13 protein-coding genes are annotated in these 13,344 nt (G+C 36.1%); 1 reads left to right on the top strand and 12 read right to left on the bottom strand.

The window, feature by feature from the left end; genetic code table 11:
- Positions 1 to 10: 10 nt before the first annotated feature.
- The 12 genes from pcaF to AC6CHK_RS03955 all read right to left on the bottom strand — a co-directional run bounded on the left by pcaF (position 11) and on the right by AC6CHK_RS03955 (position 10,338).
- The gene (pcaF, locus tag AC6CHK_RS04010; RefSeq protein WP_498093763.1) at positions 11 to 1,219 is read right to left on the bottom strand and encodes a 3-oxoadipyl-CoA thiolase; all 1,209 of its coding nucleotides are present in this window, start codon (positions 1,217 to 1,219) and stop codon (positions 11 to 13) included.
- Between the two features lie 83 nt (positions 1,220 to 1,302).
- Positions 1,303 to 1,716, bottom strand: a complete 414-nt coding sequence (locus tag AC6CHK_RS04005; protein WP_498093761.1) for a PaaI family thioesterase — start codon at positions 1,714 to 1,716, stop codon at positions 1,303 to 1,305.
- 2 nt (positions 1,717 to 1,718) lie between these two features.
- The gene (locus AC6CHK_RS04000) at positions 1,719 to 1,946 is read right to left on the bottom strand and encodes a hypothetical protein (protein WP_498093759.1); all 228 of its coding nucleotides are present in this window, start codon (positions 1,944 to 1,946) and stop codon (positions 1,719 to 1,721) included.
- 20 nt (positions 1,947 to 1,966) lie between these two features.
- Positions 1,967 to 3,097: a 3-hydroxyacyl-CoA dehydrogenase NAD-binding domain-containing protein gene (locus AC6CHK_RS03995; RefSeq protein WP_498093757.1), complete on the bottom strand. Its 1,131-nt coding sequence runs from the start codon at positions 3,095 to 3,097 to the stop codon at positions 1,967 to 1,969.
- 110 nt (positions 3,098 to 3,207) lie between these two features.
- Complete coding sequence (locus tag AC6CHK_RS03990) at positions 3,208 to 4,008, bottom strand: enoyl-CoA hydratase/isomerase family protein (protein WP_463430526.1); 801 nt, start codon at positions 4,006 to 4,008, stop codon at positions 3,208 to 3,210.
- Positions 4,009 to 4,128: 120 nt separating this feature from the next.
- Positions 4,129 to 4,593 (bottom strand): 1,2-phenylacetyl-CoA epoxidase subunit PaaD, encoded by a 465-nt coding sequence (gene paaD, locus AC6CHK_RS03985; protein ID WP_498093755.1) that lies wholly within the window; start codon positions 4,591 to 4,593, stop codon positions 4,129 to 4,131.
- A gap of 169 nt (positions 4,594 to 4,762) precedes the next feature.
- Entirely contained in the window at positions 4,763 to 5,512 is a 750-nt protein-coding gene (gene paaC / locus AC6CHK_RS03980; protein ID WP_498093753.1) for a 1,2-phenylacetyl-CoA epoxidase subunit PaaC, read from the bottom strand.
- A 72-nt stretch (positions 5,513 to 5,584) separates the two neighbouring features.
- Positions 5,585 to 5,866: a 1,2-phenylacetyl-CoA epoxidase subunit PaaB gene (paaB, locus tag AC6CHK_RS03975; protein ID WP_034679196.1), complete on the bottom strand. Its 282-nt coding sequence runs from the start codon at positions 5,864 to 5,866 to the stop codon at positions 5,585 to 5,587.
- Positions 5,867 to 5,978: 112 nt separating this feature from the next.
- On the bottom strand, positions 5,979 to 6,917 hold the full coding sequence (gene paaA / locus AC6CHK_RS03970) for a 1,2-phenylacetyl-CoA epoxidase subunit PaaA (RefSeq protein ID WP_498093751.1): 939 nt from the start codon (positions 6,915 to 6,917) through the stop codon (positions 5,979 to 5,981).
- An 88-nt stretch (positions 6,918 to 7,005) separates the two neighbouring features.
- The gene (locus AC6CHK_RS03965) at positions 7,006 to 8,091 is read right to left on the bottom strand and encodes a 2Fe-2S iron-sulfur cluster-binding protein (RefSeq protein ID WP_498093749.1); all 1,086 of its coding nucleotides are present in this window, start codon (positions 8,089 to 8,091) and stop codon (positions 7,006 to 7,008) included.
- Positions 8,088 to 9,407: a phenylacetate--CoA ligase family protein gene (locus AC6CHK_RS03960; protein ID WP_498093879.1), complete on the bottom strand. Its 1,320-nt coding sequence runs from the start codon at positions 9,405 to 9,407 to the stop codon at positions 8,088 to 8,090. Before AC6CHK_RS03960 ends, AC6CHK_RS03965 begins: the two co-directional genes overlap by 4 nt.
- A gap of 352 nt (positions 9,408 to 9,759) precedes the next feature.
- Positions 9,760 to 10,338 carry a TetR/AcrR family transcriptional regulator gene (locus AC6CHK_RS03955; protein ID WP_498093747.1) on the bottom strand — a complete coding sequence of 193 codons (579 nt, stop codon included), beginning with the start codon at positions 10,336 to 10,338 and terminating at the stop codon, positions 9,760 to 9,762.
- Between the two features lie 370 nt (positions 10,339 to 10,708).
- On the opposite strand from AC6CHK_RS03955, the gene clpB reads away from it, so the two are divergent.
- On the top strand, positions 10,709 to 13,303 hold the full coding sequence (clpB, locus tag AC6CHK_RS03950) for an ATP-dependent chaperone ClpB (RefSeq protein ID WP_498093745.1): 2,595 nt from the start codon (positions 10,709 to 10,711) through the stop codon (positions 13,301 to 13,303).
- The last annotated feature ends 41 nt before the right edge of the window (positions 13,304 to 13,344 follow it).

The raw sequence follows: 13,344 nt of genomic DNA, 5'->3' as shown, positions 1-13,344 counted from the left end.
AGATGTCGTTTTAGACACGCTCAATTATCATTGCATAGCCTTGACCGACACCGATACAAAGCGTACACAACGCATATTTTTTATTCTGTTTTTGAAGTTCTATTGCAGCAGAACCGATGATTCTTGCGCCAGAAACTCCAAGTGGATGACCGATTGCGATTGCACCTCCATTTGGGTTTAATCTTGAGTCGTCATCTGTCAACCCTAAACTTCTTGTTACTGCTAAAGATTGAGCGGCAAATGCTTCATTCAATTCGATAACGTCCATATCCTCTAATGAAAGATTTAATCTTTTCAATAATTTTTGAGTCGCTTCGACAGGACCAATTCCCATAATTCTTGGTTCAACACCGGCAACTGAAGATCCTAGAATCTTAGCTTTGGGTTTCAATCCATATTTTTTTACAGCTTCCTCACTTGCTAAAATAAGAGCTGCTGCTCCGTCATTCATTCCAGAAGCGTTTCCGGCAGTTACTGTTCCGCCTTCTTTTCTGAAAGCTGGACGAAGTTTTCCTAAACCTTCCATTGAAGAAGTTGGCTTGATGAATTCGTCTTTATCGAAAATTTTTGGATCGCCTTTTTTCTGTGAAATTTCAACTTTTACAATTTCTTCCGCTAATCTTCCGCTTTCCTGAGCTTTTGTCGCTTTTTGCTGTGACCATAAAGCAAATTTATCCTGATCTTCACGGCTAATGTTATGCATTTCCGCTAAATTTTCAGCAGTCTCTCCCATCGCATCAACGCCGTACATTTCTTTCATTTTGGGATTTACAAATCTCCATCCGAAAGTCGTATCAAACATCTGACTGTCTCTACCGAAAGCCGTACTTGGTTTTGACATCACGTAAGGCGAACGCGTCATATGCTCAACTCCACCAGCAATGTAAATTTCACCTTCTCCTGTAGCAATCGAACGGAAAGCATTTGCCACCGCCGACATTCCAGAAGCGCACAATCGGTTTACGGTTTCACCTCCAATTTTGTAAGGAAGTCCAGCCAATAAAAGTCCCATTCTTGCTACGTTTCTGTTATCTTCACCTGCTTGGTTTGCGCATCCGAAAATAACGTCTTCAATTTCCTCAACAGGAACTTCAGGGTTTCTTGCAACAATTTCTTTTAAAACAATTGCCGCCAAATCATCGGCTCTGACTTCTGATAATCCTCCGCGTAGTTTTGAAATGGGAGTTCTGATGTAATCTATGATGTATACGTTATTCATTATTTATTAGATTTTAGATACTAGATTTCAGATTTCAGACAAAGCATGAATCTGTTATCTGACATCTTATCTCTTTTATCTTTTTATAATTCTGTTACTTGTTTCCCTATTTTATATACTGTTCCGACGAATTTTGCAATCAGGTCGTTGTTTTGATTGGTAATTTTAATGTCGTAAACAGCAGTTTTTCTGGTGTCGTTTACCAAAATACTTTCTGCTCTGAAAACATCGCCTTCTTTTCCGGCTTTGGTAAAATTGATGATACAGTTCAGCGCAACTGCCGCATCTCCGGTATTATTAGACGAAAATGCCAACGCGGAATCTGCAAAAGCAAATGTAACGCCTCCGTGAACAGTTTTAAGCCCATTAATCATCTCTTTTTTGATGGGCATTTCGAGTAAACAATAATTTTCTTTTACTTCGATCATCTTGATATTCATCCATTGGGAAAAATAATCCTGATCAAACATATATTCTGCAACCTGTCTTGGATTCATACTTATTTCATTAAATCTTTTCTGTTAGGTTTTGTTAAATATCTTTTTCCATCTTTATCAAAACCCCAGACATTTGATATTTCTCTTAATTGAAATAAATCATCATCACCTTTATGAATTTTGATTCTATTCAATCTTCTTAATTTTCTATTTGCTTCTAATTTATTTTTCTTTTCTGTCTCTGCAGTGGTAATTCCTATTATAGGAGTTTTCTTTCTTGACCTACTCATAATAAATTAGTTATTAATCATTATAATTTTTTCATTAAAGAGCTTTGTCTATATCTTTCTTCCTGATATTCTTCGTAAAGATTTTGCAGGGTTTCGGAAATTTTCGAATATCCGATTTCTTTTCCCCAAACCAATAACCCTTTTGGATAGTTTACTCCTTTCTGCATGGCCAATTCTAAGTCTTCATCGTTGGCAACACCTAATCTTTTTGCTTCAACGGCTTCATTGATCAACATTGAAATAATTCTTAAAAATATTTGTTGATAAAGAGCATCGTCTTTTTGAGCAACAGGTTTCTCCGCAGCTTCAGAATAATCGTAGAAACCTTTTCCGGTTTTTCTGCCGTGAAGTTTTGCTTCAGACATTCTTTGTTGAAGTAGAGATGGTTTGTATTTCGGGTCGTAGAAATAATCCTTGTAAACAGTTGTGGTTACAGAGAAATTTACGTCAACACCAATGAGATCCATTAATTCAAAAGGACCCATTTTGAAGTTTCCGATTGTTTTCATCGCATCATCAACCTGTTCTACAGTGGCAATGTTTTCTTCAACAATTCTTAATGCCTCACCGTAATAGGGACGAGCAATTCTGTTGACAATGAAGCCGGGAATATCTTTGGCAATCACAGGCGTTTTGCCCCAATCCTTCATAAGATTGTACATTTTTTCGGCTAAAGATTTTTCGGTAAGTAAAGACGGAATAATTTCAACCAAAGGCATTAAAGGAGCCGGATTGAAAAAGTGAATTCCTATAAAACGTTCCGGTTTTTGCAATTCTGCACCGAGAGAAGTGATGGAAATGGATGATGTATTGGAAGCAATCACACAGCTTTCTGAAATATGTTTCTCTAATTCTGTGAAAACTTTAGTCTTTATTTCTTTATTTTCGATGATGGCTTCAATAATCAACCCGCAATCTTTGAAGTCCTTCAATTCTGTCGCAATGGAAATATTAGATAAAATTTCGACCATTTTCTCTGACGAAATCTTCTGTTTGTCTACCAATCTGGTTAAGGTTTTTTCTAAACCTACAGTTGCCGTTTCTACCTGTTTTGCATTGGCATCATAGACCCAAACTTTACATCCGTTGGTTGCGGCTACTTGAGCAATGCCAATTCCCATTGTTCCAGCACCGATAATTCCTATATTCATAATCTAACCGTGTATCAATGTAACAATGTAACAATTACGCCCTGTCATGCTGAACTTGTCGAAGCATTTCATTGGTAAACTGCTACATTGGTACATTGTTATATTAATTCCTATTTTCCCAAATAATTAGGTTTCCTTTTTTCTAAAAATGCACTTACTCCTTCTTTGAAATCTTCCGTTTCGGCGGCTTCCTGCTGTAAATCTCCTTCCAGTTCCAACTGTTCCTTCAAAGTGTTATTATACGAATTTGCAAAGGCTTTTTTGGTTAATTTTAAACCAACAGTCGGCATATTGGAAACTTTCTCTAAAATTTCCATTGATTTTGAATTGAATTCTTCTTCAGTGAAAACCTCAGCAACCAAACCATAAGATTTTGATTCTTCAGCCGATAATTTTTTACCGGTAAATGCTAAATAGTTTGCCAGTTGTCTTCCTAATAATTTAGGCAAAAAATAAGTTCCGCCTGTATCAGGAATCAAACCGATATTGGAGAATGCCTGAGCAAAATAGGCTTTATCACTTGCTAAAACGAAGTCACAAATCAACGCCAACATTGCACCGGCTCCCACTGCAGGACCGTTTACCAAAGCAACTACCGGTTTTTTGCAACGCGTAATTTCTAACACCAATGGATTGTAATAATCGGTTACAATTCTTCTGATGATGTCGTTATCGTGATGTTCGTTGCCCTGAACAAATGCATCATCCAGGTTCTGACCAGAACAGAACGCTTTTCCTCTTCCTGAAATGGCAACACATCTTACCGTAGGATCATCACTGCACTCTTTTACAAAATCTCTCAAATCTGACAACGAAGGCTTCGTTAAAGCATTCATCGTATCAGGTTGATTGAGATAAGCGATTTTTAATTTTCCGTCAAAATGCGATTCAATATCGAGTTGTGTGTACATAGTTTTAATTTTATGATTAATGTAAATTTACATATAAAAATGTGGCAAAGTATGAGTTTAGCTTAATAACAATATTTACAGCATTCAAAATTGTTACATTTCTAGATGATTACATTAATTTTAGTGGCATTTGAAATAATCAAAAGGTTCCAAACAATCCAGACACTGATAAGAGGCTTTACATAAAGTAGACCCGAATCTGCTGATCTGCTTAGAATTCATAGAACCACAACGAGGACATTTTTTCGGTTTCCCGATGTGATTTTCGTCTGCTCCTTTTTCGGGCGGCGAAATTCCATACACACGAAGTTTTTCTCTCGCTTCATCTGTCAACCAGTCTGTTGTCCAAATAGGAAACATTTTGGTGACTACTTTTGCATCCCAACCGTTTTCTTTCATGATTTTCATGATGTCTTCCTCAATGGTAAACATGGCGGGACAGGCAGAATAAGTGGGAGTAATCGTTATTTCACAAGAATTCTCGCCCGTAACTTTTGCTTCTCTTACAATACCCAATTCCACGATATTGATTACCGGAATTTCCGGATCGGGAACTAATTCTAATATTTCTAAAGGATTTTTCAATCTTCTTTTATCTCAAAGTTTTTAACGCAAAGTGCACTAAGATTTTTTTACTACTAACTGCTTTTAAGTTCGCAAAGGCGTTTCACTTAGCAAAGTCAACAAAATATAATTCCAATGCCAGTTCAAATTGTTACATTGATAAACTGCTACATTGTTCCATTCAAAATAATTACCAAGTACATCCCGGATACGCTCTCTGCATATACTGCAATTCACAAAGCATAAATCCGAAATATTCTGTGTGGTATCCTGTTCTTGATTTTGGCTGCATGAAAGGATTTGCAGGATATTCCAAACCGAAATCTGCAAAATCTTTTGTTGTAATCGAAAGGAAGTATTCATACAAAGCATCAACATTCGGAGCGATGTTTAAAGCAATTAAATCATCTTCACCTTCTGTTTTTGCGAATAAACCTTTCGTGTATTCCCAGATGTTGTCGATAGATCTTTCCAGACGCATTTTGCTTTCTTCAGTTCCCTGAGCGAAAATTTTCATCCAAGATGCAGCGTGAGTATAGTGATACCTCACTTCTTTCAAAGATTTTTGAGCAAGAGCAGAAAGTTCTTCATCAGCAGAATTTGATAATGCTTCGTACATTAATTTCTGATACACAGAGAAAATATATACTTTAAGAATCGTTTGTGCATAATCTTCATTCGGAAGTTCGGTTAAATGTGCATTCAGATATTCGTGTTCGTATCTTAAAAATGCCAGATCATCTTCACTTTTACCATTATCGGCAATTCTTGAGGCGTAAACATAGAAGTTATTTGCCTGTCCAAGTTCGTCCAAAGCGATGTTTGTTAATGCAATATCTTCCTCCAAATAAGGCCCTTCACCGCACCACGCAGACAAACGCTGTCCCATAATGAAACTATCGTCTGCTAATTTTAATAAATAATTATATAATGGATTCATTTTTTTATAAAATTTAGAAATTAGAGGTTAGAAATTAGACTAAATTCTAGAATCTAACTTCTAACTTCTTTATTACATATTTTTTACATCGTTAGGAATATCGTAAAACGTCGGGTGACGGTACAATTTGTCATCAGCCGGATCAAAGAATGCTTCTTTATCAATTCCTTCTGACGTCACAATATATTTACTTGGAACCACCCAAACAGAAGTCCCTTCTTTTCTTCTTGTATAAACGTCTCTTGCGTTCTGCAAAGCCATTTCTGCTGTTGGTGCCTGTACAATTCCAACGTGTTTGTGAGATAATCCCGGTTTAGTCTGAATAAACACTTCCCACATATCTAAATTTGCCATAGTCAAATTAATTTAACAATGTAGCAATGTAGCAGTTTACCAATTGAGATGCTTCGACAAGCTCAGCATGACAGTGATTGTTACATTTTTACATTGGTATATTGTTACATTATTATATTACTTCTTTTTGTTGTTTTTCAGCAAAAGCAATCGCCGCTTCTTTTACCCAAAGGTTTTCTTCTTGCGCTTTTACTTTGGTCTGCAATCTTTTCTTATTACAAGGTCCGTTTCCTTTTAAGATTTCCATAAATTCACCCCAAGGAAGTTCTCCGAAATCGTAATGTTGTGTTTCTTCATTCCATTTCAAATCCTTGTCAGGAATAGTTAAACCTAAAAATTCAGCCTGAGAAACCGTAACATCCACAAATCTCTGCCGAAGATGATCATTACTTTCTCTTTTCACTCTGTAATTCATAGAAATTTTAGAGTTTGGCGAACTGTCGTCATTCGGACCAAACATCATTAGAGCCGGCCACCAGAAACGGTTTAACGAAGCCTGAGCCATTTCTTTCTGTTGTTTTGTACCACGGCAAAGTGCCATCAAAATCTCGTAACCTTGTCTTTGGTGGAAAGATTCTTCCTTACAGATTTTCACCATGGCTCTTGAATAAGGACCATAAGAATTCCCCATCAACATTACCTGATTCATGATTGCAGCACCATCAACCAACCAACCGATCGCGCCGATATCTGCCCAACTCAACGTCGGATAATTGAAAATACTTGAATATTTTGCTTTTCCTTCCAACATATCGTCGTAAGTAGCGTCTCTGTCAGCTCTGATAGTTCCGTTTCCTAGCGTTTCTGTTGCAGAATAAAGATATAAACCGTGACCAGCTTCATCCTGAACTTTCGCTAAAAGAGCCATTTTTCTTCTTAAAGAAGGTGCTCTGGAAATCCAGTTGGCTTCCGGCAACATTCCGACAATCTCAGAATGGGCGTGCTGTGAAATCTGACGAACCAATAGTTTTCTGTAATCATCGGGCATTACATCTTTTGGTTCTACTTTATTTTCGTCGTGTACGTATTGTACAAATTTTTCTAAATCCATAATTTTTTCCAATTTAACAATGTATCAGTCTAACAATGTACCAATGATTGTTACATTGGTAAATTGATATATTGTTACATTAATTTAATTAAACATCATAATTAAGCATCACCACATTCGTTGTCGGGTGACATTGACACGTCAGAACGTAACCTCTGGCTACCTCGTCTTCGGTAAGTGCGAAATTTTTCTCCATAAAAACTTCTCCTTCCAAAACCTGCGCTTTACACGTACAACAAACTCCTCCTTTACAAGCAAATGGTACAGGAAGATTGTCTTTCAATGCTTTATCTAAGATACTCTCTTTTTTAGAATTAAGGTGGAACGAATATTCATCATCATCAATAATGACCGTTACCATACTTTCTAAATTGGCAATTGCCTTGAATTCATCGCTCATTTCCTCAGAATTTTCTTCGTCAGGAGCAGTGAAATATTCAAATAAAACCTGAATGGCAGGTACTTTTTTCTCTTTCTTTAAATAGTCAGCAATCCCTTTAATCATTTCTGAAGGGCCACAAATAAAGAATGTAGATTCTTTAACATCGATATCTGCATATCTTTCAAATAATAAATCTAATTTTTCGGGAGAAATTCTTCCTTCAAAAATCGGATCTTCATGCTGCTCACGGCTTACTAAATAAACAACTTTCAGTCTTCCGTTAAAAGTTTCAACCAATTTATCGATCTCCCCTTTTTTCATCACGTGATTCATGCTTCTGTTGCTGTAGAACAAGTAAGCGTTTGAATTTGGCTCTTGATAAAGGCTTTCTTTAATATTTGACAACACCGGAGAAATTCCGCTTCCTGCAGCCAAACCAACGTAAGTTTTCACGTTTGTCGGGTGATAAGACGTATTGAAACCGCCCATCGGAGGCATTACTTCAAGAACTTCATCCATGTGAAGATGTTCGTTGAAATACCCTGAAACTTTTCCGTTTTCTAACAACTTAACCAATACTTCCAGCGTGTTGCTTTTTTCACTCGGAGCATTGCAGATAGAATAAGAACGTCTCTCTTCGTTTCCGTCAATCATCATTCGGAAGTTAAGATACTGCCCCTGCTTGAACCTGAATTTATCCTTCAGTTCCTCAGGAATTTCAACGGCTACATTGACTGCATCGTTGGTATCTTTCTGAACTTTTACCGTTTTTAATTTATAAAATGAATTCATTTTGTTTTTAGTATTCTATTAATTTTTCCACCTTCGCACTTAGGCAAACTGTCCTGAGCATGAATTTTCACTTTCGTGGTAATTCCTACTCGTTTTTTTATTTCGTTTTCTATACTTTTTGCAAAGTTTCCGACAAAAATAGCATAATCATCGGTATTAATTTCAATTTGTTGAGCTTTCACAAATTCATCATCAATTTCCAGATCGATATCCAATGCAACACACATTTGTTCTTTTTCAATGGGTGTTAAATAATAATTCGGAACCACGCCCTCCACATGAGAAAATGCTTCTTCAATCTGACTTGGATACACATTTACCCCTCTTACAATCAGCATATCATCGGCTCTTCCAAGAATCGGTTTCATTTTAACCATTGTTCTTTTTGAGTTTTCTTCATAATAAAGACTTGTGATATCATTGGTCCAATACCGTAAAAGCGGCATTGCTTTTTTCGTTAAAGTTGTAATCACCAAAACACCTTCTTCACCAAAAGGAACCGGTTGTTTTGTGATTGGATCTAAAATTTCAGGATAAAAATGATCCTCCCAAATGTAAGAACCTCCTTTCTCCTCAAAATCCTCCATCGAAACTCCGGGACCGATAATTTCGCTTAAACCATAAATATTGGTAGCGTGAACGCCCAGTCTTTCTTCAATATGATGCCTAATGATTTCCGTCCAAGGTTCTGAACCTAAAACAGCATATTTCAAACTGATTTCGTCTGCTGAGATTCCTCTTTTGGCAAATTCATCAGCGATTGTTAAAGCATAAGAAGGTGAACAACAGATTACTTCCGGTTTAAAATCTATAATTAAATCGACCTGTCTCGTGGTCATTCCTCCCGAAATCGGAAGAACGCTCATTCCCAATTTTTCTGCTCCGTAATGAAGTCCAAGTCCGCCCGTGAAAATTCCGTAACCGTAAGCATTATGCAACTGCATTCCCGCTTTTGCTCCGGCTGCATTCAAAGATCTCGCTACTACTTCACTGAATAAATCAACGTCTTCTTTTGTATATCCAACCACCGTTGGTTTTCCCGTAGTTCCACTTGAACAGTGAATTCTTTGCAATTCATTCTTTGGAACGGTAAATAATCCGAACGGATAATTATCTCTTAAATCCTGTTTGTAAGTAATCGGCAGTTTCGTAATATCTTCAATTGTCCTTATTTCCCCAGTTGATATTCCTAATTCATCAAATTTTCCTTTATAAAAATCTGATTTCTCCTCAATATATACAACCAAATTCTTCAATCTCTCGGACTGAAGAGTTCTCAATTGGTCAAGGTCTAAATATTCAACATCAAACTTCACACTAACTAACATTTGTTAGGCGTAAATTTAAAAAGAATTTTGGATGTGACAAAATTTTTATGATTTTGTCAGATTCGAATGATTTTTAAATAATTTTTAGATTGAGGTCTAAATTTAGATAAATTTTGGCGTTGAGTTTTTGTCATTCTGAAAGGAGCGCAGCAGGTGAAGAATCTATTTTTGCTTAAACAATATAGATTCTCCTTCGTCGAAATGACAACATACATATAGATATCCACAAAGTTTGTCATTCAAAGCATAAACTGAAGGTTTACGAACGTAGTTCAGGAGTGGAACGCGGAAGTTCTAATAATAAAGTGGAGATTCTTCGTCATAATGACAAAAGAAGCGTTTATTGTTTGTGATTTCCGAGAAGTCCAAAAAGTATCTTATCCCTGATTTCATCCCTAACTTGAGTGGTGGATTCGATGTTTCTCTTGAACCAGAAATAAGAATTGTTTAATGTATGAAGAATAAACCTCGTTGTAAAAGTAGATGATCTTAATTCCCAGTTTTCCGCTTTATATATTTCAGAAATTAATTCTTCAACTTCCTGTTGATACTTTTTTCTTAATTCTATAAATTCAGGAAGTCTTTCCTCCAAATGTTTCCATTCATTGGAATAAATATGCGTGACGTCGCGGTTTTTAAGAACAATTGATAAATGTTTATCAATAAATAAATTTAATTTTTCTCTTGGAGGAATATCGGTGTTTTTCACCTCCTGAAGCTCATCGAAAAATTCCTGAGCAATACCAAAGCATATCCATTCCAGAATTTCTTCCTTTGAACGGATGTGTGCATATAATGAAGCCGCTTTGATATTAAGCTTTGTCGCCAAATCTCTTACCGAGCTTCCTATGTAACCTTTCTCCTTGAAAAGCTCTACAGCAACGTCTAATATCTTTCTTTGTTTTTCTTTAAGTTCCATCGATGAACGCAAAAGTAACAATTTTGATTTAATAAATTGATTTTTATGGAGAAAAGCAAATAAGGCTTATTCTTTTAGCTTATCAGATGACTGTTTTGCCGATAATTTCATTTTCAATTTTATCAGAATCGGAAATTTTGTCTTTATTAAATCAATTTAAGATATATATTTCGGAAATTTTGTCCATTATTTTTAAAAATTTAATAATTGAATAGTTTTTGAGATAATGTAACCGAATTAAATGATTAATAATTGATAGCATTAAGAAGCTAAGCCTGAAAATTTAGTTTCTTGATGTTTTTTAAAGAATAGAATAAATTTTGATATTAATTTAAATCATTAAATCTTTTAATTTTTAAATCACTTTAATATGAACTTAAATCAATATACAGTAAAATCACAAGAAGCCATCCAGGCAGCACAGCAAGTTGCCATGGAATTCGGCAATCAAAGTATTGAACCTCAACATTTACTTGAAGGAATCTTTCAGATAGATGAAAATATATCGCCTTTCTTATTAAAAAAATCTGAAGCAGATGCCAATTTGGTAAGAGAGCGCAACCGTGAAAATTTAGAAAAACTTCCGAAAGTACAAGGCGGAAATATTTACCTTTCGCAATCGGCAAATAAAGTTTTGCTTGATGCTCCCAACATCGCTAAAAAAATGGGTGATGAATTTGTAACGATTGAACATTTATGGCTTTCGCTTTTGGAAACCAGCTCAGAAGTTTCGAAGATGCTGAAAGATATGGGTGTCACCAAAAGTCTTTTGGAAGGTGGAATTAAGGAACTAAGAAAAGGAAGCAAGGCGACTTCTGCAAGTTCGGAAGAGACTTACCAATCCTTAAATAAATATGCTAAAAACTTCAACGAATTAGCAGCCGAAGGAAAATTAGATCCTGTAATCGGTCGTGATGAGGAAATCAGAAGAGTTTTGCAAATTCTTTCAAGAAGAACAAAAAATAACCCGATCTTAATTGGTGAACCCGGTGTTGGTAAAACAGCCATTGCGGAAGGAATTGCACACAGAATTATCAGTGGAGATATTCCTGAAAATCTGATGGATAAAACCCTGTATTCATTGGATATGGGAGCATTGATCGCAGGTGCAAAATATAAAGGAGAATTTGAAGAGCGTTTGAAATCTGTTGTGAACGAGGTAATCAAATCTGACGGACAAATCATTCTTTTCATCGACGAGATCCACACTTTGGTAGGAGCCGGAGGTGGTGAAGGTGCAATGGATGCTGCCAACATTTTAAAACCTGCTTTGGCAAGAGGAGAATTAAGAGCAATCGGTGCGACAACTTTAAATGAATATCAAAAATATTTCGAAAAAGATAAAGCATTAGAAAGACGTTTCCAGAAAGTAATGGTGGAAGAACCGGATACTGAATCGGCAATATCAATCCTTCGTGGAATTAAAGATAAATATGAAGCACATCATAAAGTAAGAATCAAAGATGAGGCGATTATTGCGGCGGTAGAAATGTCTCAACGATATATTTCGGACCGTTTTTTACCGGATAAAGCAATCGATTTGATTGACGAAGCTTCAGCCAAATTGAGAATGGAAATCAATTCGAAACCTGAAGAACTAGATGTTCTCGACAGAAAACTGATGCAGATGGAAATTGAATTGGCTGCCATTTCAAGAGAAGGAAGTCAGACGAAAATCGATCATTTAAAAGAAGATATTTCGAAAATTTCTGAAGAAAGAAATGAAATCAATGCAAAATGGCTTAAAGAAAAACAAAAATCTGAGGATTTAACATCCATCAAAAAAGATATTGAATCTCTGAAACTGGAAGCAGAAAGAGCTTCAAGAGCAGGAGATTACGCAAAAGTTGCTGAAATTCAGTACGGAAAAATAAAAGAGAAGGAAGATGCTTTGCAAAAACTTGAACTGGAAATGCAAAACCATCAGAATGAATTGATTAAGGAAGAAGTAACAGCCGACAACATCTCTGAAGTTATCGGAAAATGGACAGGAATTCCTGTTACCAAATTACTTCAATCTGAAAGAGAAAAATTGTTACATCTTGAAACTGAACTTCATCACAGAGTTGTCGGTCAGGAAGAAGCCATCGAAGCGGTTGCAGATGCGATCAGAAGAAACAGAGCTGGATTAAGCGACGAGAAAAAACCGATTGGAAGCTTCTTATTTTTAGGAACAACCGGAGTTGGAAAAACTGAGCTGGCGAAAGCATTGGCTGAGTTTTTATTCGACGATGAAAACAATATGACGAGAATCGATATGAGTGAATATCAGGAGCGTCATTCGGTATCAAGATTGGTTGGTGCGCCTCCGGGATATGTTGGGTATGATGAAGGCGGACAATTGACGGAAGCGGTAAGAAGAAGACCTTATTCAGTTGTGCTTTTAGATGAAATTGAAAAAGCGCATCCAGATGTTTTCAACACCTTGTTACAGGTTTTAGATGACGGTCGTTTGACAGATAATAAAGGTCGTGTTGTGAATTTCAAAAACTCGATTATCATTATGACTTCGAATTTAGGTTCACACATCATTCAGGAGAATTTTGAAAATATTACGGAAGAAAATCAGGATGAAATTGTGGACAAAACTAAAACTGAAGTTTTTGATCTATTGAAACAAACGCTTCGCCCGGAATTCTTGAACAGAATTGATGAAACGGTATTGTTCCAACCTTTAAGAAAAAAAGAAATCGCAAAAATTGTAACGTATCAGTTGAGAGGTTTTAATGATATGCTTGCAAAAAGAAATATTATTATGACTGCAACGCAAGATGCTTTGAGTTATTTAACCAACAAAGGTTATGACCCTGCTTTTGGTGCGAGACCTTTGAAAAGAGTAATCCAACAGGAAGTTTTAAATAAATTATCACGAGAAATCCTTGCAGGAACCGTGAATGACGGCGACAGAATTACGCTGGATTATTTCGAGGAAACAGGTTTGGTTTTCAGACCGGCAGAAATATAAAGTAGTTTTTCATATATATTATTTAATCAGCATTTGTCAGG

It is taken from the genome of Chryseobacterium sp. GQ58, assembly GCF_059758895.1.
The sequence above is the reverse complement of the archived record's forward strand: the minus strand, read 5'-3'. Positions and strand labels throughout refer to the sequence as shown.

Coding starts and splice junctions, on each gene's coding strand:
- pcaF (WP_498093763.1), bottom strand. CDS start 1,219: ATGAATAACGTATACATCATAGATTACATCAGAACTCCCATTTCAAAA.
- AC6CHK_RS04005 (WP_498093761.1), bottom strand. CDS start 1,716: ATGAATCCAAGACAGGTTGCAGAATATATGTTTGATCAGGATTATTTT.
- AC6CHK_RS04000 (WP_498093759.1), bottom strand. CDS start 1,946: ATGAGTAGGTCAAGAAAGAAAACTCCTATAATAGGAATTACCACTGCA.
- AC6CHK_RS03995 (WP_498093757.1), bottom strand. CDS start 3,097: ATGAATATAGGAATTATCGGTGCTGGAACAATGGGAATTGGCATTGCT.
- AC6CHK_RS03990 (WP_463430526.1), bottom strand. CDS start 4,008: ATGTACACACAACTCGATATTGAATCGCATTTTGACGGAAAATTAAAA.
- paaC (WP_498093753.1), bottom strand. CDS start 5,512: ATGAATCCATTATATAATTATTTATTAAAATTAGCAGACGATAGTTTC.
- paaB (WP_034679196.1), bottom strand. CDS start 5,866: ATGGCAAATTTAGATATGTGGGAAGTGTTTATTCAGACTAAACCGGGA.
- paaA (WP_498093751.1), bottom strand. CDS start 6,917: ATGGATTTAGAAAAATTTGTACAATACGTACACGACGAAAATAAAGTA.
- AC6CHK_RS03965 (WP_498093749.1), bottom strand. CDS start 8,091: ATGAATTCATTTTATAAATTAAAAACGGTAAAAGTTCAGAAAGATACC.
- AC6CHK_RS03955 (WP_498093747.1), bottom strand. CDS start 10,338: ATGGAACTTAAAGAAAAACAAAGAAAGATATTAGACGTTGCTGTAGAG.
- clpB (WP_498093745.1), top strand. CDS start 10,709: ATGAACTTAAATCAATATACAGTAAAATCACAAGAAGCCATCCAGGCA.